At 55.2% G+C, this 21,090-nt stretch carries 19 protein-coding genes; 6 read left to right on the top strand and 13 right to left on the bottom strand.

The window, feature by feature from the left end:
- Positions 1–298 precede the first annotated feature (298 nt).
- From malT to glpD, 5 genes are all read left to right on the top strand, one after another.
- Complete coding sequence (gene malT, locus FO014_RS11115; protein WP_160029593.1) at positions 299–3,013, top strand: HTH-type transcriptional regulator MalT; 2,715 nt, start codon at positions 299–301, stop codon at positions 3,011–3,013.
- Positions 3,014–3,095: 82 nt separating this feature from the next.
- The gene (glpE, locus tag FO014_RS11110) at positions 3,096–3,425 is read left to right on the top strand and encodes a thiosulfate sulfurtransferase GlpE (protein ID WP_160029592.1); all 330 of its coding nucleotides are present in this window, start codon (positions 3,096–3,098) and stop codon (positions 3,423–3,425) included.
- Between the two features lie 152 nt (positions 3,426–3,577).
- The gene (gene glpG, locus FO014_RS11105; RefSeq protein ID WP_105232954.1) at positions 3,578–4,414 is read left to right on the top strand and encodes a rhomboid family intramembrane serine protease GlpG; all 837 of its coding nucleotides are present in this window, start codon (positions 3,578–3,580) and stop codon (positions 4,412–4,414) included.
- A 97-nt stretch (positions 4,415–4,511) separates the two neighbouring features.
- Positions 4,512–5,270 carry a DeoR/GlpR family transcriptional regulator gene (locus FO014_RS11100; RefSeq protein WP_015962228.1) on the top strand — a complete coding sequence of 253 codons (759 nt, stop codon included), beginning with the start codon at positions 4,512–4,514 and terminating at the stop codon, positions 5,268–5,270.
- A 268-nt stretch (positions 5,271–5,538) separates the two neighbouring features.
- Complete coding sequence (gene glpD, locus FO014_RS11095) at positions 5,539–7,047, top strand: glycerol-3-phosphate dehydrogenase (RefSeq protein ID WP_105232955.1); 1,509 nt, start codon at positions 5,539–5,541, stop codon at positions 7,045–7,047.
- A gap of 72 nt (positions 7,048–7,119) precedes the next feature.
- Here glpD and FO014_RS11090 read toward each other — a convergent pair whose 3' ends face one another.
- The 9 genes from FO014_RS11090 to FO014_RS11050 form a co-directional block, all read right to left on the bottom strand.
- Positions 7,120–7,557 carry a DUF943 family protein gene (locus FO014_RS11090; RefSeq protein WP_160031399.1) on the bottom strand — a complete coding sequence of 146 codons (438 nt, stop codon included), beginning with the start codon at positions 7,555–7,557 and terminating at the stop codon, positions 7,120–7,122.
- Positions 7,558–7,642: 85 nt separating this feature from the next.
- Positions 7,643–8,101, bottom strand: coding sequence for a DUF943 family protein (locus tag FO014_RS11085; RefSeq protein WP_160029591.1), 459 nt, complete (start codon positions 8,099–8,101; stop codon positions 7,643–7,645).
- A gap of 43 nt (positions 8,102–8,144) precedes the next feature.
- Positions 8,145–8,609, bottom strand: a complete 465-nt coding sequence (locus FO014_RS11080) for a DUF943 family protein (RefSeq protein ID WP_199776420.1) — start codon at positions 8,607–8,609, stop codon at positions 8,145–8,147.
- Positions 8,593–9,441, bottom strand: a complete 849-nt coding sequence (locus FO014_RS11075; protein ID WP_160029590.1) for a YPO3983 family protein — start codon at positions 9,439–9,441, stop codon at positions 8,593–8,595. The genes FO014_RS11080 and FO014_RS11075 overlap by 17 nt, the downstream gene beginning before the upstream one ends.
- A 219-nt stretch (positions 9,442–9,660) precedes the next feature.
- Positions 9,661–10,767: an aspartate-semialdehyde dehydrogenase gene (asd, locus tag FO014_RS11070; RefSeq protein WP_105232959.1), complete on the bottom strand. Its 1,107-nt coding sequence runs from the start codon at positions 10,765–10,767 to the stop codon at positions 9,661–9,663.
- A gap of 215 nt (positions 10,768–10,982) precedes the next feature.
- Complete coding sequence (gntU, locus tag FO014_RS11065) at positions 10,983–12,320, bottom strand: gluconate transporter (RefSeq protein ID WP_105232960.1); 1,338 nt, start codon at positions 12,318–12,320, stop codon at positions 10,983–10,985.
- Positions 12,321–12,327: 7 nt separating this feature from the next.
- Positions 12,328–12,858, bottom strand: a complete 531-nt coding sequence (gntK, locus tag FO014_RS11060) for a gluconokinase (protein WP_105232961.1) — start codon at positions 12,856–12,858, stop codon at positions 12,328–12,330.
- A 245-nt stretch (positions 12,859–13,103) separates the two neighbouring features.
- Positions 13,104–14,099, bottom strand: coding sequence for a gluconate operon transcriptional repressor GntR (gene gntR / locus FO014_RS11055; protein WP_160029589.1), 996 nt, complete (start codon positions 14,097–14,099; stop codon positions 13,104–13,106).
- A gap of 120 nt (positions 14,100–14,219) precedes the next feature.
- Positions 14,220–14,915, bottom strand: a complete 696-nt coding sequence (locus FO014_RS11050) for a pirin family protein (RefSeq protein WP_160029588.1) — start codon at positions 14,913–14,915, stop codon at positions 14,220–14,222.
- A 383-nt stretch (positions 14,916–15,298) separates the two neighbouring features.
- On the opposite strand from FO014_RS11050, the gene FO014_RS11045 reads away from it, so the two are divergent.
- Positions 15,299–15,796 carry a GNAT family N-acetyltransferase gene (locus tag FO014_RS11045; RefSeq protein ID WP_160029587.1) on the top strand — a complete coding sequence of 166 codons (498 nt, stop codon included), beginning with the start codon at positions 15,299–15,301 and terminating at the stop codon, positions 15,794–15,796.
- Between the two features lie 59 nt (positions 15,797–15,855).
- Here the strand turns inward: FO014_RS11045 and iolE are convergent, their stop codons facing one another.
- From iolE to iolD, 4 genes are all read right to left on the bottom strand, one after another.
- Positions 15,856–16,752 carry a myo-inosose-2 dehydratase gene (gene iolE, locus FO014_RS11040; RefSeq protein WP_160029586.1) on the bottom strand — a complete coding sequence of 299 codons (897 nt, stop codon included), beginning with the start codon at positions 16,750–16,752 and terminating at the stop codon, positions 15,856–15,858.
- A 107-nt stretch (positions 16,753–16,859) separates the two neighbouring features.
- A complete protein-coding gene (locus tag FO014_RS11035) occupies positions 16,860–17,744 on the bottom strand; it encodes a sugar phosphate isomerase/epimerase family protein (RefSeq protein ID WP_160029585.1) in 885 nt (294 codons plus the stop codon).
- Between the two features lie 131 nt (positions 17,745–17,875).
- Positions 17,876–18,889 carry a bifunctional inositol 2-dehydrogenase/D-chiro-inositol 1-dehydrogenase gene (gene iolG, locus FO014_RS11030; protein WP_160029584.1) on the bottom strand — a complete coding sequence of 338 codons (1,014 nt, stop codon included), beginning with the start codon at positions 18,887–18,889 and terminating at the stop codon, positions 17,876–17,878.
- Positions 18,890–18,933: 44 nt separating this feature from the next.
- On the bottom strand, positions 18,934–20,868 hold the full coding sequence (gene iolD, locus FO014_RS11025) for a 3D-(3,5/4)-trihydroxycyclohexane-1,2-dione acylhydrolase (decyclizing) (RefSeq protein ID WP_160029583.1): 1,935 nt from the start codon (positions 20,866–20,868) through the stop codon (positions 18,934–18,936).
- Positions 20,869–21,090 lie beyond the last annotated feature (222 nt).

Genomic DNA, 21,090 nt, shown 5'->3' with positions numbered 1-21,090 from the left:
TGGGGAGGAGGATTGGGGCGTAGCTGAAAGTGTGATCTGCGGCACTTTGCCTGCCGCCGGGCGCGAGGAAAAACGCTGACGCCGAGATGTAAAAAAGTGTGATCGACTGCAACTTCCCGCCAAGCCAAAACGGAAGCTTGTTGCATTACGCTTAACGTTGGCAGAAGTTAAACAAGATGATTAATTACGCGCTATAAAATAATTAATCGTCTCTCCAACCCCTGCGGGCAAAACGCGTTTCAACGACCCCTGCGGGCAGATTTCGGCGGCAGGAACCGCGCTTTATATCTGGACGACTATGCTGATCCCATCAAAACTGAGCCGCCCGGTACGGCTGCAAAATACCGTGGTACGCGATCGCCTGCTGGCGAAACTGGCCGGCGCGGCAAACTATCGCCTGACGCTGGTCAACAGCCCGGCCGGCTACGGGAAAACCACCCTGATCGCCCAGTGGGCGGCGGCCAAGGGCGAGCTGGGCTGGTATTCGCTGGATGAGAGCGATAACCAGCCGGAGCGCTTCGCCAGCTACCTGATCGCCGCGCTGCAGCAGGCGACCGGCGGGCAATGCGTCAAAAGCGAGGCCCTCAGCCAAAAGCATCAGTACGCCAGCCTGTCCGCGCTGTTTGGCCAGCTGTTTATCGAACTGGCGGACTGGCATCAGCCGCTGTATCTGGTGATTGATGATTACCACCTGATCACCAACGACGTCATTCATGAAGCCATGCGCTTTTTCCTGCGCCATCAGCCTGAAAATCTGACCCTGATTCTGCTGTCCCGCACGCTGCCCCCGCTGGGGATCGCCAACCTGCGGGTACGCGATCAGCTGCTGGAGTTGGGCAGCCAGCAACTGGCGTTTAACCATCTGGAGGCCAAACAGTTTTTCGACTGCCGGCTGCCCGCGCCGCTGGCGCAGCAGGACAGCAGCCGCCTGTGCGATGAGGTCGCCGGCTGGGCCACCGCACTGCAGCTGATTGCCCTGTCGGCCCGGCAGTCCAGCGCCTCGGCGCAGCAGTCGGCGAAACGACTGGCCGGGCTGAACGCCAGCCATCTGGCCGATTATCTGGTAGATGAGGTGCTGGACCACGTCGACGCCAGCGCGCGCACCTTCCTGCTGCGCTGTTCGGTGCTGCGTTCGATGAACGACGCGCTGATTGTACGTCTGACCGGCGAGGACAACGGTCAGCAGCGGCTGGAGGAGCTGGAGCGGCAGGGCATGTTTATCCACCGCATGGACGATACCGGCGAATGGTTTAACTTCCACCCGCTGTTTGCCTCCTTCCTGCGCCAACGCTGCCAGTGGGAGCTGGCACTGGAGCTGCCGGGGCTGCACCGTGCCGCCGCCGAAGGCTGGCTGGCGCTCGGCTACCCGGCCGAAGCCATTCACCATGCGCTGGCGGCCAACGACGTCAGCATGCTGCGCGATATTCTGCTGCAGCACGCCTGGTCGCTGTTCCACCACAGCGAACTGGCGCTGCTGGAGGAGTGCCTGAACGCCCTGCCTTACGAGCGCCTGATCCAGAACCCCAAACTGGCGTTGCTGCAGGCCTGGCTGGCGCAGAGCCAGCACCGCTATATTGAGGTCAACACCCAGTTGGAGCGGGCCGAGCAGGCAATGCGCGAGCAGCAGATCGCCGTCGACGCAACGCTGCGCGCCGAATTCGACGCGCTGCGGGCGCAGGTGGCGATCAACGCCGGCAAGCCGGAAGAAGCGGAACGGTTAGCGACGCAGGCGCTGAAGCACCTGCCGCTATCCAGTTACTACAGCCGCATCGTCGCCACTTCGGTCACCGGCGAGATTCACCACTGCAAAGGCGAGCTGACGCGCGCCCTGCCGATGATGCAGCAGACCGAGCAGATGGCCCGCCGCCATCAGACCTATCACTACGCGCTGTGGGCGCTGCTGCAGCAGAGCGAAATTCTTATCGCCCAGGGGTTCCTGCAGGCGGCATACGAAACTCAGGATAAAGCGTTCGAACTGATCCGCGAGCAGCATCTGGAACAGCTGCCGATGCATGAGTTTCTGCTGCGCATCCGCGCGCAGATCCTGTGGTCATGGTCGCGGCTGGATGAGGCGGAGGACACCGCCCGGCTGGGCCTGACGGTGCTGGCCAACTACCAGCCCCAGCAACAGCTGCAGTGCCTTGCCATGCTGGCGAAATGCTCGCTGGCGCGCGGCGATCTGGATAACGCCCATGCCTATCTGCAGCGCTGCGAAACCCTGCAGCACGGCGCGCAGTATCACCGCGACTGGCTGACCAATGCCGATAAACCGCGCATCATCCACTGGCAGATGACCGGCGACACCGCCGCCGCCGCGCGCTGGCTGAGCCAGTGCGAAAAGCCCGCCATGGCGGACAACCATTTCACCCAGGGACAGTGGCGCAATATCGCCCGGGTGCAGATTCTGCTTGGCCGCTATCAGGAGGCCGAAGTGGTGCTGGACGAGCTGAACGATAACGCCCGCCGGCTGCGGCTGATCAGCGATCTCAACCGTAACCTGCTGCTGAGCAACCAGCTTTACTGGCAGACCGAGCGTAAAAGCGACGCCCAGCGCGCCCTGATCGAAGCGCTGACGCTGGCCAACCGCACCGGCTTTATCAGCCACTTTGTGATTGAGGGCGAAGCCATGGCGCAGCAGCTGCGCCAGCTGATCCAGCTCAATACGCTGCCGGAGCTGGAACAGCACCGCGCCCAGCGCATTCTGCGCGATATCAACCAGCATCACCGGCATAAATTCGCGCATTTTGACGAGAATTTCGTCGATAAGCTGCTGACGCACCCGCAGGTGCCTGAGCTTATCCGCACCAGCCCGCTCACCCAGCGCGAATGGCAGGTGCTCGGGCTGATTTATTCCGGTTACAGCAACGACCAAATCGCCGGCGAGCTGGCGGTGGCGGCCACCACCATCAAAACGCATATCCGCAATCTGTATCAGAAACTGGGGGTCGCCCACCGGCAGGAAGCGGTGCAGCAGGCGCAGCGGCTGCTGCAGATGATGGGCTACGGCGCATAAAGTCACAATATTAGTCTGGTCTTTATGCGCGCGGAATTGGTTACAATGCCGGCGTCCCCTAATTACGAGGCAATTGGAAGTCATGGAACAGTTTGAAGCGATCAATGTTGAGCAGGCGCACGACCGCTGGCAAGACGGCAGCGCGGCGTTGGTCGATATCCGCGATCCGCAGAGTTTCGCCGCCGGGCATACGCCGGGCGCATTTCATCTCACCAACGCCACGCTGCAAACCTTTATGCAGCAAAACGATTTCGATCGTCCGGTGATGGTGATGTGCTACCACGGCAACAGCAGCCGCGGCGCTGCGCAGTATCTGCTGAATCAGGGTTTTGATGCGGTGTACAGCATCGACGGCGGCTTTGAGGCCTGGCTGCGTCAATACCCGCAGGATGTGGAAACCTCCGCCGAATAATTATCAGGGCGCGCCAGCGCCCTGTTCTTCCCCCTGCCTGCACGATTTTCCACAGGTCGGTGCTGCGACATCGGGTTTCAACGTTATAATCAGCCATCGCCGGTATCTGCAACGGCCACAACGCATCGACGCAAGACGGAAATTCCCTACTTATGATTAGAGTGATCGCCGTATCCAATCCCCGCCTGGCACTGGCGTTTGTCGACTATATGGCAACGCAGGGCATTACGCTGGAACTGCGCCACGGCCAGGACAGCGCAGAGATCTGGCTGGCGGATGAACCGCGGCTGGAACAGGTACAACACGAACTGCAGCAGTTTATGCGCGACCCGCTCAACCGCCGCTATCAGGCCGCCAGCTGGCAAACCGGCGGCACCGCCGCCGAGCTGCACTATCCGCACGACTCCTACCTGCAGATTATCCGCAGCAAGGCCGGCCCGCTGACCCTAAGCGTGATGGCGCTGTGTATTCTGGTGTATGTGCTGATGCAGGTAGTGGGCGACGACAGCGTGATGTACTGGCTCTCCTGGCCGCAGAACAGCGAGCAATATACGCAGCTGTGGCGCTGGATCAGCCATGCGTTTCTGCACTTCTCACTGCTGCACATCGCCTTTAACCTGCTCTGGTGGTGGTACCTCGGCGGGCCGATGGAAAAACGCCTCGGCGCCGGTAAACTGTTTGTGCTGGCCGTGGTGTCGGCCTTCTTCAGCGGCTGGGCGCAATCGCTGTTCAGCGGGGCGCTGTTTGGCGGCCTGTCCGGCGTAGTCTATGCGCTGATGGGCTACAGCTGGCTCAGCGGCGAACGGGCGCCGGAGCGCGGGCTGATGCTGCCGCGCGGCCTGATGATATTTTCCGTACTGTGGCTGGTCGCCGGCTACTTCGATATTTTAGGAATGTCGATCGCCAACGCGGCACACGTGGCCGGTTTAGTGTTAGGGTTGCTGATGGCATTTTGGGACACGCGTCATCGCGCGCACAACGAACAATAACGCTCAATAACACTATACCTTTACCTATCAAAAGATTACGGGTAAAAAATTCGGCAAACTTCACCCGACGGGTATATCGGCGTATTAGGGGATTACCGTGAAACAAACACAGCGTCACGACGCAATTATCGAGCTGGTCCGTCTGCAAGGTTACGTCAGCACTGAAGAACTGGTGGAGCATTTTGACGTCAGTCCGCAGACGATTCGCCGCGATCTGAACGACCTGGCCGATCAAAATAAAATTCAGCGCCACCACGGCGGCGCCGCACTGCCGTCCAGCTCCGTGAACACCGCCTACCATGACCGTAAGGTGATGTGGTCAGAGGAAAAAGACCGCATCGCCCAGCGCGTCGCCAGCCAGATCCCGGACGGCGCCACTCTGTTTATCGATATCGGCACCACGCCGGAAGCCGTGGCTCACGCGCTGATGAACCACAAGAACCTGCGCGTCGTCACCAACAACCTGAACGTCGCCACCCTGCTCACCGCCAAAGAGGATTTTCGCCTGATCCTGGCCGGCGGCGAAGTGCGTACCCGCGACGGCGGCATTATGGGTGAAGCGACGCTGGACTTTATCTCACAGTTCCGCCTCGATTACGGCATCCTCGGCATCAGCGGCATTGATATGGACGGCTCACTGCTCGAATTCGACTACCATGAAGTGCGCACCAAGCGCGCCATTATTGAAAACTCGCGCTGCGTCATGCTGGTTACCGACCACTCCAAGTTCGGCCGCAACGCGATGGTCAACCTGGGCAATATGAATCTGATCGACTATCTGTTTACCGACCAGCTGCCGCCGCCCGGCGTCATGAAAATCATTGAGCAGTACGACGTACAGCTGGAACTGTGCTGAGTCTCCTCACTCAGCTCTGATTCCCCCTTCCGCCCGGAAGGGGGCTGAACAACGCCCTCCCGTTATCCTCCCGTCGCCCGTTTGCCGGCGCCTTATCCTGTGGGTTAAATCCACTCACTTTGTGTGACTATAGTCGCTAAACTGTTATCTTTATCACGCGTGAATGTTTTTGTTTGGTTAACTCTTGGCTTGTTTGTTGGTTTTTGATTACAATGATGAGCGAAAACGAACATAAAAGAGCTATTTCGAACATCTGGAGGAAGATGACGTGGAAACCAAAGACTTGATCGTTATCGGTGGCGGCATCAACGGTGCCGGCATCGCGGCGGATGCTGCCGGGCGCGGCCTGTCCGTACTGCTACTGGAAGCGCAAGACTTGGCCTGTGCTACGTCTTCCGCCAGTTCCAAACTGATCCACGGCGGCCTGCGCTACCTGGAACACTATGAATTCCGTCTGGTGAGCGAAGCGCTGGCTGAACGTGAGGTGCTGCTGAAACTGGCGCCGCATATCGCCTTCCCAATGCGCTTCCGCCTGCCGCATCAGCCACACCTGCGTCCGGCCTGGATGATCCGTACCGGCCTGTTCCTGTACGATCACCTGGGTAAACGCACCAGCCTGCCGGGCAGCAAGAGTTTGCGTTTTGGCCCAGAATCCGTACTGAAGCCGGAACTGAAGCGCGGTTTCGAATATTCCGACTGCTGGGTCGACGATGCGCGTCTGGTGGTATTGAACGCGCAGGAAGTGGTGGAACGCGGCGGCGAAGTGCGCACCCGCACCAAAGTGACCCGCGCATGGCGTGAGAACGGCATGTGGATGGTGGAAGCGACCGATATCGACAGCGGTAAAACCTTCACCTGGCGCGCCAAAGGCCTGGTTAACGCTACCGGCCCGTGGGTGAAAAACTTCTTCGACGACGGCCTCAAGCTGAAATCACCCTATGGCATCCGCCTGATCAAAGGCAGCCATATCGTGGTGCCGAAGGCGCATAACCAGCCGCAGTCCTACATTCTGCAGAACGAAGACAACCGTATCGTCTTTGTGATCCCGTGGATGGATGAGTTCTCGATTATCGGCACCACCGATGTGGAATATCACGGCGATCCGAAAGACGTGAAGATTGACGATAACGAAATCAACTACCTGCTGAAAGTGTATAACGACCACTTTAAGAAACAGTACGGCCGTGACGATATCGTCTGGACCTACTCCGGCGTACGTCCGCTGTGCGACGATGAGTCCGATTCACCGCAGGCCATCACCCGTGATTACACGCTAGACGTGCATGACGATAACGGCCAGGCGCCGCTGCTGTCGGTCTTCGGCGGTAAGCTGACCACCTATCGCAAGCTGGCAGAACACGCGATGGAAAAACTGGCGCACTATTATCCGGAAGCCGGCCCGGCCTGGACCAAGAACGGCACCCTGCCGGGTGGCGACATCGGCGGCGACCGCGACAGCTACGCAGCCAAACTGCGCCGTGAACACGGCTGGTTGCCGGAAGCGCTGGCGCGCCGCTATGCCCGTACCTACGGCAGCCACAGCGAACTGATTCTGTCCGGCGCCAACAGCCTGGCGGATCTGGGCGAAGACTTCGGCCATGGCCTGTACGAGGCGGAGCTGCGCTACCTGGTGGAGAAAGAGTGGGTGGTGGAGCTGAAAGACGCCATCTGGCGCCGCACCAAACTCGGCATGTGGCTGGACGAAGCGCAACAGGCGCGCGTCAGCGAGTGGCTGGCGGAACGCGCAAAAGCCAAAGCGCTGTCGCTGGCTTCCTAAGCCGGTAAAGGCCGGGGGCAAGATTGGCCGTGATACGCGGCCAATAGCCGTCTCGCTGATATCAACGGTGAATTAATCCGACTCGCGTTTGAGTTTGGTTATTTCACCGTTTTTGTTTAGGCGATAGGTTCCATTATCCCCTACAAATAACATATCGTTATTCCTGTCATTAGAAATGATGAACAACACATTTTTATCAATACAACTTCTCTTTTCTTTCATATCTTCAAAACACATTCGGTCATACTTCCCCGCCTCTTTGTAACCCTCACCAAAGTCCCAAAATATAATAGTAAAGAATCCATCCGAATCTGGTTTAGGGATGCCATATTTTTCTTTTAGGTTATTTTTATTATCTAACCACCAATTTATTTTTCCTTTATCTGTAAAAGGAAAATTTTTCACCAACACATCGCTATAGTTCTCCCTCTGGTGAATGGCAATAATCTCTACCGGTTGCAGCGAGCACCAAAGGAAAAAGCCAAAAAGTGCCATGGCAGTATATATCATAACGCGTATAAAATGACTACCCCGCCCGCAATAAACCTTATCACGAATATAAAGCCAATCAATAAAAATATTTTTCATTACTTTATCAATCAATTCCGACTTTTATAATATCACCATTACTCTTCATGTGATACTCATCACCATTAGTTATAAATGATATATCACCACTTCTTTCATTTGACACAATAAATTCCTTGTTTTTTTCTATACATTTTTTCTTGGTTGGCATATCGTCAAAGCAACGCCGATCATACTTTCCAGCTTCTTTATAACCATCACTAAAATCCCAAAAGGTAATAGAAAAGAAACCATCTGATGCAGGGTTAGGTATCTTATACTCATTCTTTAATCTATCTTTATTTTTTATCCACCAGTCTATTTTACCTTTATCCGTAATGGGGAAATGGTTAACCAGAACAGCACTAAACTCATTTTTATGATGAACAGCAATAATTTCTACCGAACGTAGGCTCCACCAAAAAGCTAACATTGACAGTAAAGCAATCAATAACATCAGTGGTAGAGATAATCTATTTACCCTCATAATTATTTCCCTATTTCTTCTCAGATGAGCCGTTCATTAATTTTCATTCACGCCTAATCTTAACGATTTCACCATCTTTTCCCATACGGTAGGTTCCATTATCTCCAACAAAGAACATATCATCATCTTTGTCATTAGAAATGATGAACAACACATTTTTATCAATACAATTTCTCTTTTCTTTCATATCTTCAAAACACATCCGGTCATACTTCCCCGCATATTTATAGCCCTCGCCAAATTTCCAGATAACAATAGTAAAAAGTCCATAGGAAGCAGGTTTAGGGATATCATATTTTTCTTTTAATTTGTCTTTATTATCCAACCACCAATTAACCTTTCCTTTATCCGTAAAGGGGAAATTATTCACCAGCACATCGCTGAAGTTGTTCCTTTGATGAACGGCAACGATCTCCACCGGTTGTAGAGAACGCCAGAAAAAATAGCCTAGTAGTACTAAGCCTGCTAATGCCAAAATACATATGATCTTTTTACTTTTTCTCATTATGTCTCCCGGATATCTCTACTGTAGCTTCCATATTAGTCATAAACGGCTTAAAACCAAGCTGATTGTAGCGCTGAAGTACAAACCAGATACGGAAGAAACGAAACTGGTTAAACCTAACCTTTCTGATATCGTCATCATCCAATCCAAAGTGGTCCTGCACCCGATAGTGCACCAACGCACGATAGCTTGCGTTATCAACCTGCAGTGATTTTACCGTGATATGCGTAGCCCAGGTATCATGTACGGTAATCCCCATACCGTTAAAATTATCCTGAAACCGGTCAAACTTAGGCAGTTTTCCAAGCATGATGACTTCCCTAAGCTCATCTTTAAGTTTTTCCGGATAATATTTATTCACCCAATCTATGTTTTTATTAAAAAACAGCTCTAATAGTAAACGCGTACTATTTTTCTCATCTTTATCCCCCAAAATCTGCTCCTTTAACGCGACATTCAGATGTGGGCTGCTAAACGGCGTGCCGTTGCCGTGCTGCATATGGCTGATCATCTGTTCAATCAGATGTTTATAGGGGCCATAGAGTGCAAAGAGGCGGGATAACTGGCGGAATTCATCAAAGAGAATTCTGGCGCACTCCTGCCGGGTGAGCGTAGTCCCCTGCCCACGCATGCCATAAAAGCGCGAATGCGGCTGGTTAAACGGCGTGAGCTGCGTCAGGGTATAGGGATTAACCCGCGTGGAGACATCGCCTAAATGAAAGTGTGTTTTTAATTGCGCTGCGGATAAATCTCCGCAGCGCATATCATATGCACCATAATCATCCATTATATTTTTTGTTTTAAATATAGTGCAGGGGAATTGTAATGCCGACATAGTGATACATTCCTTGTGCGATCGTCCATTATGATCTTTCCGCCGGCATAATAATCCCGTGGCGAATAAAATGTAAACACTGGCGTAGTATTATTTCCTATAAAAAATAACGACTTATTTATTTAAATAACATGAGTGATTAATATAAACGGCTAAAATAAAAAAGCCCGCTAATTAGCGGGCTTAAATAATTACGCCATGAAATAGGGCGCTAACGTATTACAGCAGAATCCGCAGCATACGGCGCAGCGGCTCTGCGGCGCCCCACAGCAGCTGATCGCCGACGGTAAACGCGGACAGGTATTCCGGCCCCATGTTCAGCTTGCGCAGACGCCCGACCGGCGTATTCAGCGTGCCGGTCACCGCCGCCGGCGTCAGCTCGCGCATGGTCAGCTCGCGGTCGTTCGGGATCACCCGCACCCAGTCGTTGTGCGTCGCCAGCATCTGTTCGATCTCCGGCAGCGACACGTCTTTTTTCAGCTTCAGGGTAAACGCCTGGCTGTGGCAACGCAGCGCGCCAACGCGCACGCACAGGCCGTCGACCGGAATCAGGCTGGAGCTGGCCAGAATCTTGTTGGTTTCCGCCTGGCCTTTCCACTCTTCACGGCTCTGGCCGTTATCAAGCTGCTTGTCAATCCACGGAATCAGGCTGCCGGCCAGCGGTACGCCAAAGTTATCGGTCGGCAGTTTGCCGGAGCGGGTCGCCTCGGTCACCTTGCGTTCAATATCCAGAATGGCGGACGCCGGGTCCTGCAGCTCTTTCGCCACATCGGCGTGCAGCATGCCCATCTGCGTCAGCAGTTCGCGCATATGCCGCGCGCCGCCGCCGGAAGCGGCCTGATAGGTAGCCACAGACGCCCACTCCACCAGATCGTTGGCGAACAGGCCGCCCAGCGACATCAGCATCAGGCTGACGGTGCAGTTACCGCCGACAAAGGTTTTGATGCCTTTATCCAGTCCCTGCTGAATGACCGCGCGGTTGACCGGATCCAGAATGATGATCGCCTCATCGTCCATCCGCAGGGAGGACGCGGCATCAATCCAGTAGCCCTGCCAGCCGCTGGCACGCAGCTTCGGGTAAACCTCATTGGTATAATCGCCGCCCTGACAGGTGATAATGATATCCAGCGCGCTCAGCGCGTCAATATCGTAGGCGTCCTGCAGCGTCCCCTGCTGCTGACCGCCGATAGCCGGCGCAGGCGCACCGTGCTGTGAGGTGGAGAAGAATACCGGACGAATGGCGTCGAAATCGCGCTCTTCCGTCATGCGTTGCATGAGCACCGAGCCGACCATACCGCGCCAACCGACTAAACCAACGTTTTTCATAAAACTGTCCTGCCTTGGAGGATACGACTTATTGAGTCATTGATGAGCAATTATCCTCACACCTTACAAAATGTCAGCGCGGGCGAAAAGTGAATTTATTCGATGCCAGCGCAATTGTTAGCAGTCCTGCTTATAAAGGCGGATCACGCGGCGCTTGCTGCTGCCGGACGCGATAAAAAAAGGCGCCCGTAGGCGCCTTAATAAGCTCAAAATGATTACAGCAGCGTAAAGGCGATCATCCCCACCACCGCACCGGTGGTGCCGAGGATGGTTTCCATTATCGACCAGGTTTTCAGCGTCTGCGCTTCGGTGGCGCCGGTAAATTTACCGAACAGCCAGAAGCCGGAGTCGTTGACGTGGCTCAGTACGATGGAACCGCCGGCAATACATACCGACAGCGCCGCCATCTGCGCGCCGGAGTAGCCCAGCTCGCCAATCACCGGCATCACCAGGCCGACGGCGGTCAGACAGGCCACGGTCGCCGAACCCTGAATCACCCGCACCGCCGCCGACAGCACAAAACAGGCGACAGCAATCGGCAGGCCGGCGCCGATCAGCGCGTTACCCAACGCCGGGCCAACGCCGGAATCGACCAGCACCTGCTTGAATACGCCGCCTGCGCCGGTTACCAGCAAGATAATCCCCGCCGGCTGGATCGCCGCCGAACAGACTTCCATCACCTTGTCTTTACTCATCCCACGGCGGATAGCCAGACCATAAATCGCCACCAGGCAGGCAATCAGAATCGCGGTGAACGGATGGCCGATAAACTGCAGCCACTGATACAGCGAGCTGCCTTCCTCGGTAAAGCGCGCGCCGATGGTTTTCAGCCCCACCAGCACTAACGGGAACAGCACCAGCGCCAGGCTAAAGCCGAACGAAGGCAGCTTGCTCTTATCGATGCTTGGCTCTTCGATATCTTTCGGCAGTTCCAGCGTGACGTGCTTGCTGATAAACGAACCGAACAGCGGGCCGGCCAGCAGCATGCCCGGAATCGCCGCCGCCAGGCCGATCAGGATCATCCAGCCAAAATCTGCATTCATCTGCGACGCCAGCAGCATCGGGGTCGGCCCCGGCAGCAGGAAGGCCGCCGCCGCGGCTACGCCGGCAAACAGCGGGATCACCTGCTTCACCAGATTACCGCCGGTGCGACGCGCCACGGCGAAGGCCACGCCAATCAGCAGCACGATCGCCACATCAAAGAACAGCGGCAAGGCGCAAACCAGGCCGGCAATCCCCAGCGCGTAGTGCGCGCGCTTTTCGCCAAAGCCTTTCAGCATTTTGACGGCGATCTGATCCAGCGCGCCCGTTTCATGCAGAATTTTGCCGAACATCGCGCCCAGCGCCACCACGATCGCCAGGAAGCCCAGCGTGCCGCCCATGCCTTTTTGCATGGTATCGGTGATTTTCTCCAGCGACATGCCGGAGAACAGGCCGGCGCCCATCGACACCAGCATCAGGGCGATAAACGCGTGCATCCGCGCTTTCATCACCAGGAACAACAGCAGCAGTACCGAACCTACGGCGGTCAATACCAGCGTTAATGTATCCATTATCGTTTTACCCTTGGTTCGTTACGGATTGAATATAGGAGACGACGTCGGCCACCACGTTATCCAGCGGCTGGTCGATGTCAATCGCCTGCACGTCGGACTCATCCGCCTGCGGCACTTCCAACGCTTCAAATTGGGAAACCAGCATCTGAGGCTTGAAGAAATGCCCTTTACGCTGCTTCAGACGCGCTTCAATCACGTCTTTTTCACCTTCCAGATAGATAAAGTGCAGGTTGTTGTTGCCTGCGCGCAAGCGATCGCGATAGCGCTTTTTCAGCGCGGAACACACCAGCAGCGCAACGTCATTGGTACGCTGCATAGCAAAAATCGCGTCGTTCAGTGCCGCCAGCCACGGCGCCCGATCGTCATCGTTCAGCGCATCACCGCCGGCCATTTTATTGATGTTGCTGCGGGGGTGCAGATAATCGCCATCCAGCATGGCGGCATTGAGTTCATGCGCTACGGCGCTTGCTACGGCAGATTTCCCGCTGCCGGAGACGCCCATCAGGATGAAAACGTGGTGTTGTGAATTATTCATAATTTTTGTGCTCTCAAGGGTCCCAGGTGCCAAATGTTACTGGTAACAGGTTATCGGTAACATTGTCTTTGTCGCGCTGGAATTAAGCAACAAACCGGCGAAATGACATCCCGTAACTGTGAAGGCGGTCAAACTAACTGCGGTCAAATCTCAACCAGCAAGCAATTATAGTCAGCGTTTTAACTCAAGGGAGGAAAAAGGAGAGGATCGGTACGGCATCAAAAAACGGCACGGCGCAATACCGCTTAAATACTACCGCCAGGAATAATAGTGAAACCAACGTCAACCATCGACGGGCTGACGGTTTCGCCACGCAGGCGCGCCAGTAACCGCTCTGCGCCTATCTGCCCCATGGTTTCACGCGGCGTCAGCACGCTGGCCAGTTTTGGCATCATCACCTGGCCAATATCATGGCCGTGGAAACCGGCAATTGCCATATCTTGCGGAATGGATAGCCCCTGACGCTGGCACTCAAAGGCAGCGCCGATCGCCAGGTCATCGTTGGTGCAAAATACGCTGTCGATTTGCGGGTAGTCACGCTGCGCCTGGCGCAGCATTTCACCACCGCCGGAGTAAGACGACGCACGGTTGGTCATAATGCTGCATGGCTGTAACCCAGCCTCGCGCATTGCCTGCTCATAGCCTTGCTGCTTAATCAGCGTACGCTCATCAAGACGCGCACCAAGGTACACCACATGACGATAACCCTGGGCGATAATCCGCTGCGTCATCTGGCGGGCAGCCTGATGGTTATCAAACCCTACCGCCATATCAATACAGGGCGATACGCAGTCCATCAGTTCCACCACCGGAATGCCGGCAACCTCAATCATTTTACGGGTGCGGGCGGTGTGGGTGCGTTCGGACAGGATCAGGCCGTCAATATTGTACGAGAGCAACGAGGTCAGGCGCTCTTCTTCACGTTCCGGCAGATAACCATAGTGCGCCAGCATGGTTTGATAATTGTGCGCGTCGGTCACGCTTTCAATACCGCGCAACACTTCGGCAAACACCTGGTTGGTCAGCGATGGCAACAGTACGCCGATAGCGCGGCTGGTCGCGTTGGAAAGAATATCCGGCGCGCGGTTGGGAATGTAGCCCAGCTCATCCAGCGCGACCGCGATTTTCTGCCGCAGGGCGGCGGAAACCTGATCAGGATTGCGCAAATAGCGGCTCACCGTCATCTTGGTGACGCCAACCCTATCTGCAACATCTTGAAGTACCGGCCGCTTTTTCTTCATTATCAATGAGCTGACAAACCGTGAATGGGCGGTTATTTTAGCAAAAAAAACGGCAGGCTGATATCAAACGGGCGTAAAAAGGGCCCAATCGTCAGATTGAGCCCGATAACGCTGAGCAAATTAAACCGGTGGCAAATCAAACAGCAGAATTTCACTGTCTTCATCGGCGTGGAGTGACAGCGCCGTTTCATCCCAGATAGCGAGCGCATCGCTGGCGCCTGCCCGGTTGTCATTAATGGTAATGGAACCGCGCACCACCTGTACCCAGACGCGACGGCCGGCTTCGAGCGTATACTCCGCCTGTTCGCCTTTATTCAGCGCCCAGCGCGACAGCGTCATATCCTGGAATACCTTCAGCGAACCTTCGCGGGCATCCGGCGACAACACCAGCTGACGCCCCTGCGGTGCATCAAACATACGCTGCTCATAGCGCGGCGGCAGGCCGTTGGTATCCGGAATAATCCAGATCTGGTACAGATGCAGCAGCTTGTCGCTGTTGGCATTGTACTCGGAGTGGCGTACCCCGGTGCCGGCGCTCATAATCTGAAATTCCCCAGCCTGGATTTGCTCTTTATTACCCATGCTGTCCTGATGCTCTACGGTACCGTCCAGCACGTAGGTCAGAATTTCCATATCTTTATGCGGATGGGTACCGAACCCTTGCCCGCCGTCAATCCGGTCTTCATTGATGACCCGCAGCGCGGAGAACCCCATAAAGTTCGGATCGTAATAATTGGCAAAGGAGAAGGTATGCCAGCTGTCCAGCCAGCCATGGTTAGCGTGGCCGCGGTCTTTCGCTTTACGTAAATAAATCATGTTCAACTCTCCTCAATGTTTTTTACAGTCTAGACCTGACAGCAGAATAAGAAAGCGTAAAAAACTCACCCCTCTGTTCAAAAATTTCGATGAAATAAACAGAGGAGCCGCAGAAGATTTGTTGAGCGCAAAGGTAGATGATTGAGGGCAAAAAAAGAGCCAGCACCCGAGCTGGCTAAATAAACACTGGAAGCAATGTGAGCAATGTCGTGCCTTCAAGTCAGAGCGGTGAGGCCACCGTCTGCCGAGAACGCATGACAATAATAATCATTATCATTCGCATCTGTAAAGCGTTTTTTTGACCAATCTTAAATATTGTTGACTAAAGAAGCAGCCCCGATAACTTACAGAGTAATATTGCTAATAATCATAGGGATAAGAGAATGGGTGAAATCATCGTCCGCCACGTTGAAACCTCCGATGCACCGGCGCTGCAACGGCTGTATGCCCACCCAGAAGTCTACCGCGATACGCTGCAGCTTCCGCTGCCCTCACTCACGCACTGGCAACAACGTCTGGCTGATGCCAAGCCAGGGTTGCACAATCTGGTCGCCTGCATAGACGAACAAGTTGTTGGTCAGATTGTGATTGAACTTAATCAGTCGTTACGTCGGCGTCACGTCGCTACCTTTGGTATCGGCGTCGATCCTGCACAACAGGGAAAAGGCATTGGCGGAGCGCTGATGAGCGCCATGATCGAACTTTGCGATAACTGGGCGGCAATTCAGCGTATTGAATTGACGGTGTTCACCGACAATCAGGGCGCCATTGCGCTATACAAGAAGTTTGGTTTCGAGATAGAAGGCACCAGCCGACACTTTGCCATGCGCGACGGCAAACTGGTCGATGCCTATCATATGGCGCGCTTTCATGGCGTCTGAAAAGCGCTGGTAAAGAAGAGTAACACTTCCCGCGGCATAGCCACGGGAAGTGAGTGCCATTAAATACCGGCCGTCTCTTTGATATAGCGGCGCGCCTTAACCGCGTATTCAAAGGGGTTGGCAATGGCCGGATCCTGCTCAGCCTCCACCACCATCCATCCTTTATAGCCATGCTCGTCCAGCAGTTTGAAGACCGGACGAAAATCAATGACGCCATCTCCCGGCACGGTAAACGTCCCCTTTTTCACCCCATCCAGGAAGCTTAAGTGGTTAACCCGCACCTCGGCGACCACTTCATCGCGCACGTCTTTCAGATGGACATGATTAATGCGCGGCAGATATTTTTCCAAAATAGCCAGCATCGCCTGTTGGCTGCCTTCAGAGTAGTAGGCATGGCCGGTATCAAACAGCAGGTATACATCGTCGTTTACCATGCTCATATAGCGGTCGATCTCCGCCGTGGTTTGAATCCCCGTCCCCATATGGTGATGGAGGCAAACCTGCATGCCCTTGCCAGCGGCGATTTTCGCCAGTTCGTTATAGCCGTCGGCGACGCGCTGCCACTCTTCATCGGTAAAGTAGGGTTTTTCTTCCAATACCGCCTTGTCGGTACCCTGAATGCTTTTGCTCTGCTCTGAGCAGCCAATCACCTTGGCGCCCATATCATGCAGAAAGTTCATATGGTTAACGAACTCATCGATGGTTTTTTCTTTCTGCCCGTCGGCAAAAAAGGTGCTGAACCAGGCGTTGCAGATCTGAATGCCGCGAATATCCAGCATTGGCTTTAAAACCTGCGGATCGCGCGGGTACTTACTGCCCACTTCGCTGCCGCTGAATCCCGCCAGCGCCATTTCGCTGACGCACTGTTGGAAGGTGTTCTCTTTGCCAAGTTCCGGCATGTCGTCATTGGTCCAGCCAATCGGGGCGATCGCCAGCTTCACATAGTCTTTATTCATTTTTTTGGGCCTCAGTCATTAGATCGGCGCTTCACCCTGTTCCCATCCCGCATCACGCAACCCGCGCAGAAACGCGACAAGCCATGTCAGGGGCATCGCCGGCGGCGTTATTTACCTAACAGTTCTCTTTCGATGCGTTCCCGGGTTTCAACCGCCTGGATCTTCATCTTTTCCGGATAACCGAACAGGGAGGTGCAAATAATCGATTCACCGCCAACCTTAAAGTTGCGGTTGGCGAATTCCATATCGCGCAGGGCCTGGAACAGCGCATCGAAGTCGATCTCTCCTTCGCCGATGCCGACGTGCTGATGCACCGCGGCGTCAACGCCGGGCGGGTTGACGATATAACGACAGTGGCGGGTATGATTCATAGTATCGGCGATCAGCACGTGAGAAAGGTCATCCCCGGCATATTTCAGCATATTCGCCACGTCGCCCTTGCCTTTGTCGTAGTAGAACGAGTGCGGCACGCTGTACAGATACTTCACATGATCGCTGCGCAGCGACTTCACCATATCGACGGTTTCATTATTCAGCTCGCAGAAATCCCAAGGGTGGGACTGAATTTCCATGCGGATGCCTTCACGCTCAATGATAGGCAGCAGTTCTTCCATGGATTTGTACCACAGCTCTTCACAGATCTCCGGTTCATTGGGATCGCCCGCCAGCTCGGTATTAATCACCTGCACGCCCATCTCCACCGCAATCTCGATCATCCGGCGCCAATTTTTCACCGCCGCCTGACGACGATCCTCACCCGGGCCGGACCAGCGATAAACCACGATAAACGAGGAGATCTCCACCCCGGTGGCCTTCAGCGCATTTTTGTATTCCGCCATGATTTCACGGCCGGCCTTCGGATGTTTATAGAATGGATTGATCTGCGGATGCGGCGACTGTTCGATATATTTATATCCCCAGTCGGCCACCTGCTGCACCATCTGGGTGACGCCTAAATCTTTAATGACATCCACATCAAACGCGATCTTCATCTTTGTTCCCCGTTAAACAGCTATACCCGGGCCGCCAAACCCACGGCCTCCCTGCCGACATGTTAACTATCCTTTTTCACGCGTTGAGCAGACGCCGACGGCCCGGATATATAAAAAAATGAATCAGGCGATCATTTGCCGTAAAAAGAAGGACGCGGCGGCAGCGATACCGGCACGACTTCACCGCTCAGCTGCGCGGCGACACAGGCATCAGCCGTAACCGCAGCGGCATAACCATCCCAGGCCGATGGCCCTTGCAGCTGCCCGGCCTGCACGTCATTGATAAAGCCTTGCAGTTCAACGTCATAGGCGTCAATGAAACGTTCTTTCCAATCCATCAGGATCTCATTGGACAGCCTGGCGTTGCTGCGCATCTGCACAGACGACGGCTCCGGCAGCTTGGCGATGCCGGTCTCCCCGACGACTTCGCACTGGATGTCATAGCCGTACTGACAGTTAACGAAGATCTCCACGTCAATGCGCGTGCCCTTCGCCGTTTCAAACAGCACGATTTGCGGATCGCGCAGGTGAGAAAGCGCCTTGCTGCTCTTACGCGGGAACACCACCTGCACCGACACATAGTCGTCATCCAGCAGCCAACGCAGCACGTCGATTTCGTGAATCAGGGTGTCGGTAATCGCCATATCCGTGGTGTAGGCCTCGCCCACCGTCGGATTACGGTGCGCGCAGTGCAGCATCAGCGGCTCGCCGATCTGGCCGCTGGTCAGCACCTGTTTCAGCGCGCGGTATCCCTGATCGTACGGACGCATAAAGCCAACCTGCACCAGGCGTTTGCCGTGTTTCGCCTCCGCCTCGACGATGTTTTTACAGCCCTGTGCGGTCACCGCCAGCGGCTTTTCACAAAATACCGGCTTGCCGGCGGCCACCGCTGCCAGCACAAATTCCTCGTGGCTTGGCCCCCAGGAGGTCACCAGCACCGCCTGCACGTCCGACGCCTTAATCAGCTCGTGCCCATCATCATAAACGCGTGCATCCAGACGCAGCTGCTCCACTATGCCTGTCGCGTTATCACGGTTGATATCGTTGACGGCAACCACCCTGGCCCCCTGCAACACCTGGCTGCAACGACGAATATGATCGCGACCAATCGCACCGGCACCGATAACCCCAATGTTTAATGTCATTTTCGCTATCCTCTGGATTTAAAACTGGATAAAAGCCGTAATCATCAGTAATCACGGGCCTTGTCGATGTTTTCCTGCAGCTGCCGGGCCACCGCAACGATCTTGTCGCTGTCCGCCACCTGGGCTCCGCCCACGCGCCACCAGCTGAGATACTTATGCACCATGGTTTTCGGCAGCACCTTGATATCCAGCAGCGTGGAAACCGTCTGCTGGCGCGCATCGGCCAGCGCTTCAATCAGTTGCTGTTCGGTGGTAATGCTGTAGGTCTTGCAGCCGTAAGCCGCCGCCAGCATGGCGAAATTCACCGGCACCAGCCCGCCGTTAAGTTCCCCGTCCTGACGGAAACGGAACTCCGTGGTGTAGCTGTCCATGCCGTGCTCCATCTGCAGGTTGTTGATGCAACCATTGGTCATGTTGTCGAACAGCACCACGTTGATTTTGCACCCTTCCTGAATGGAGGTGACCAGTTCGGAATGCAGCATCATAAATGCGCCGTCGCCCACCATGACGTACACTTCCCGCTGCGGCTCGGCCAGTTTGACGCCCAGCGCGGCGTTCACTTCATACCCCATGCAGGAGTAGCCATACTCCACGTGGTAGCCATGCTCACCGCGATTGCGCCACACCCGCTGTAAATCCCCCGGCAGGCTGCCGGCCGCCGCCACGATCACGCTGTCCTGCGGCAACTGCTGATTCAGCACCCCCAGCACGCGGCTTTGAGTCAGCGAGGAGCCCGTCTGGGCAATAAACTCGGCAAAGACCTGCTCACGGTTGAGATGATCGTCGATTTCCGGCACGAAATCGGCGCCGGTATAAGCAACGGAGTAAACCCGCTCGGTTTCTTTCTGCTGCGCTGCCTTGGCCTGTTCAACGACATCGCCCCAATCGGCGCGATAATCCTGCTGCGTTGCCAGTTCACCCAACGCCTGCAAGGCTTCACGCGCGTCGGCCAGCAGCTGCACGCCGTCCAGCTTGCCGGCATCAAACGCGCTGACGTTAATGTTCAGGAATTCGACGTCCGGGTTTTGGAACAGCCATTTGGAGGAGGTGGTGAAATCGGTATAACGGGTGCCAACGCCAATCACCAGATCGGCCTGCTTCGCCAGCGTATTGGCGGCCAGGCAACCGGTCTCGCCGATACCGCCGACGTTATAAGGATGGTCGGAAACGACCGCCCCTTTGCCGGCCTGGGTTTCCGCAAAGGGAATGCGAAAACGCTCGGCAAACTGCTGCAGCGCCTTGCCTGCCTGGGAATACTTCACCCCACCGCCGCATACCAGCAACGGCTTTTTCTTGCCGGCCAGCAGCGTCAGCGCATCAGCGAGCGCTCCGGCCGTCGCCGGCCGGCGTTCCAGCCGATGCAACCGTTTCTGAAAGAAGTACTCTGGATAGTCGTAGGCTTCGCCCTGCACATCCTGCGGCAGACACAGCGTTACCGCGCCGGTTTCTGCCGGATCGGTCAACACGCGCATGGCGTTGATGCAGGCGCTCATCAGTTGCTCCGGACGCGTAATGCGATCCCAATATTTGCTGACCGCGCGAAACGCATCATTGGTGCTGATGCTCAGGTCGTAGGATTGTTCGATCTGCTGCAGCACCGGGTCCGGCTGGCGCGAGGCAAAGACGTCGCCGGGCAGCAACAATAAAGGAATGCGGTTGGCACTCGCCGTAGCGGCGGCGGTCACCATGTTGGCCGCGCCGGGGCCGACGGAAGAGGTGCAGGCGTAAATCTGCTGGCGCAGCTTCTGCTTGGCAAAGCCGGTCGCCGCATGGGCCATCCCCTGCTCATTGCGCCCCTGAAGCACGGTTAACTGCCCGCGATCCTGCTCCAGCGCCTGCCCAAGGCCCAGCACATTGCCATGGCCGAAAATCGCAAATATGCCCTTCACGAATTTGATTTCGACGCCATCCACCAGCAAATACTGATTATCGAGGAACTTGACGAGCGCCTGCGCCATGGTCAATCTGATCTTACTCATTCTCTCCCCCTAATGATGGCCTGATGCCCGACTTAGCCCTGGTCGGCATCACCGCTGAGATTACGGAACGGTTTTCCTGCCCTGAATTCGCTGATATCTTGGGCCGGGTTCAGACAGATTGCGTACACCTTCGGCAACCTGAAACATGCAGCGATTATAAACAAATATATTTTTCATAAAATCACACATCAGAAAAAACATTTCATTTTGCGATAAAGATCG

Source organism: Serratia rhizosphaerae (assembly GCF_009817885.1).
GTDB lineage: Bacteria > Pseudomonadota > Gammaproteobacteria > Enterobacterales > Enterobacteriaceae > Serratia_B > Serratia_B rhizosphaerae.
Note: the sequence above shows the minus strand (reverse complement) of the source record. Positions and strands in the feature narration are given on the sequence as shown.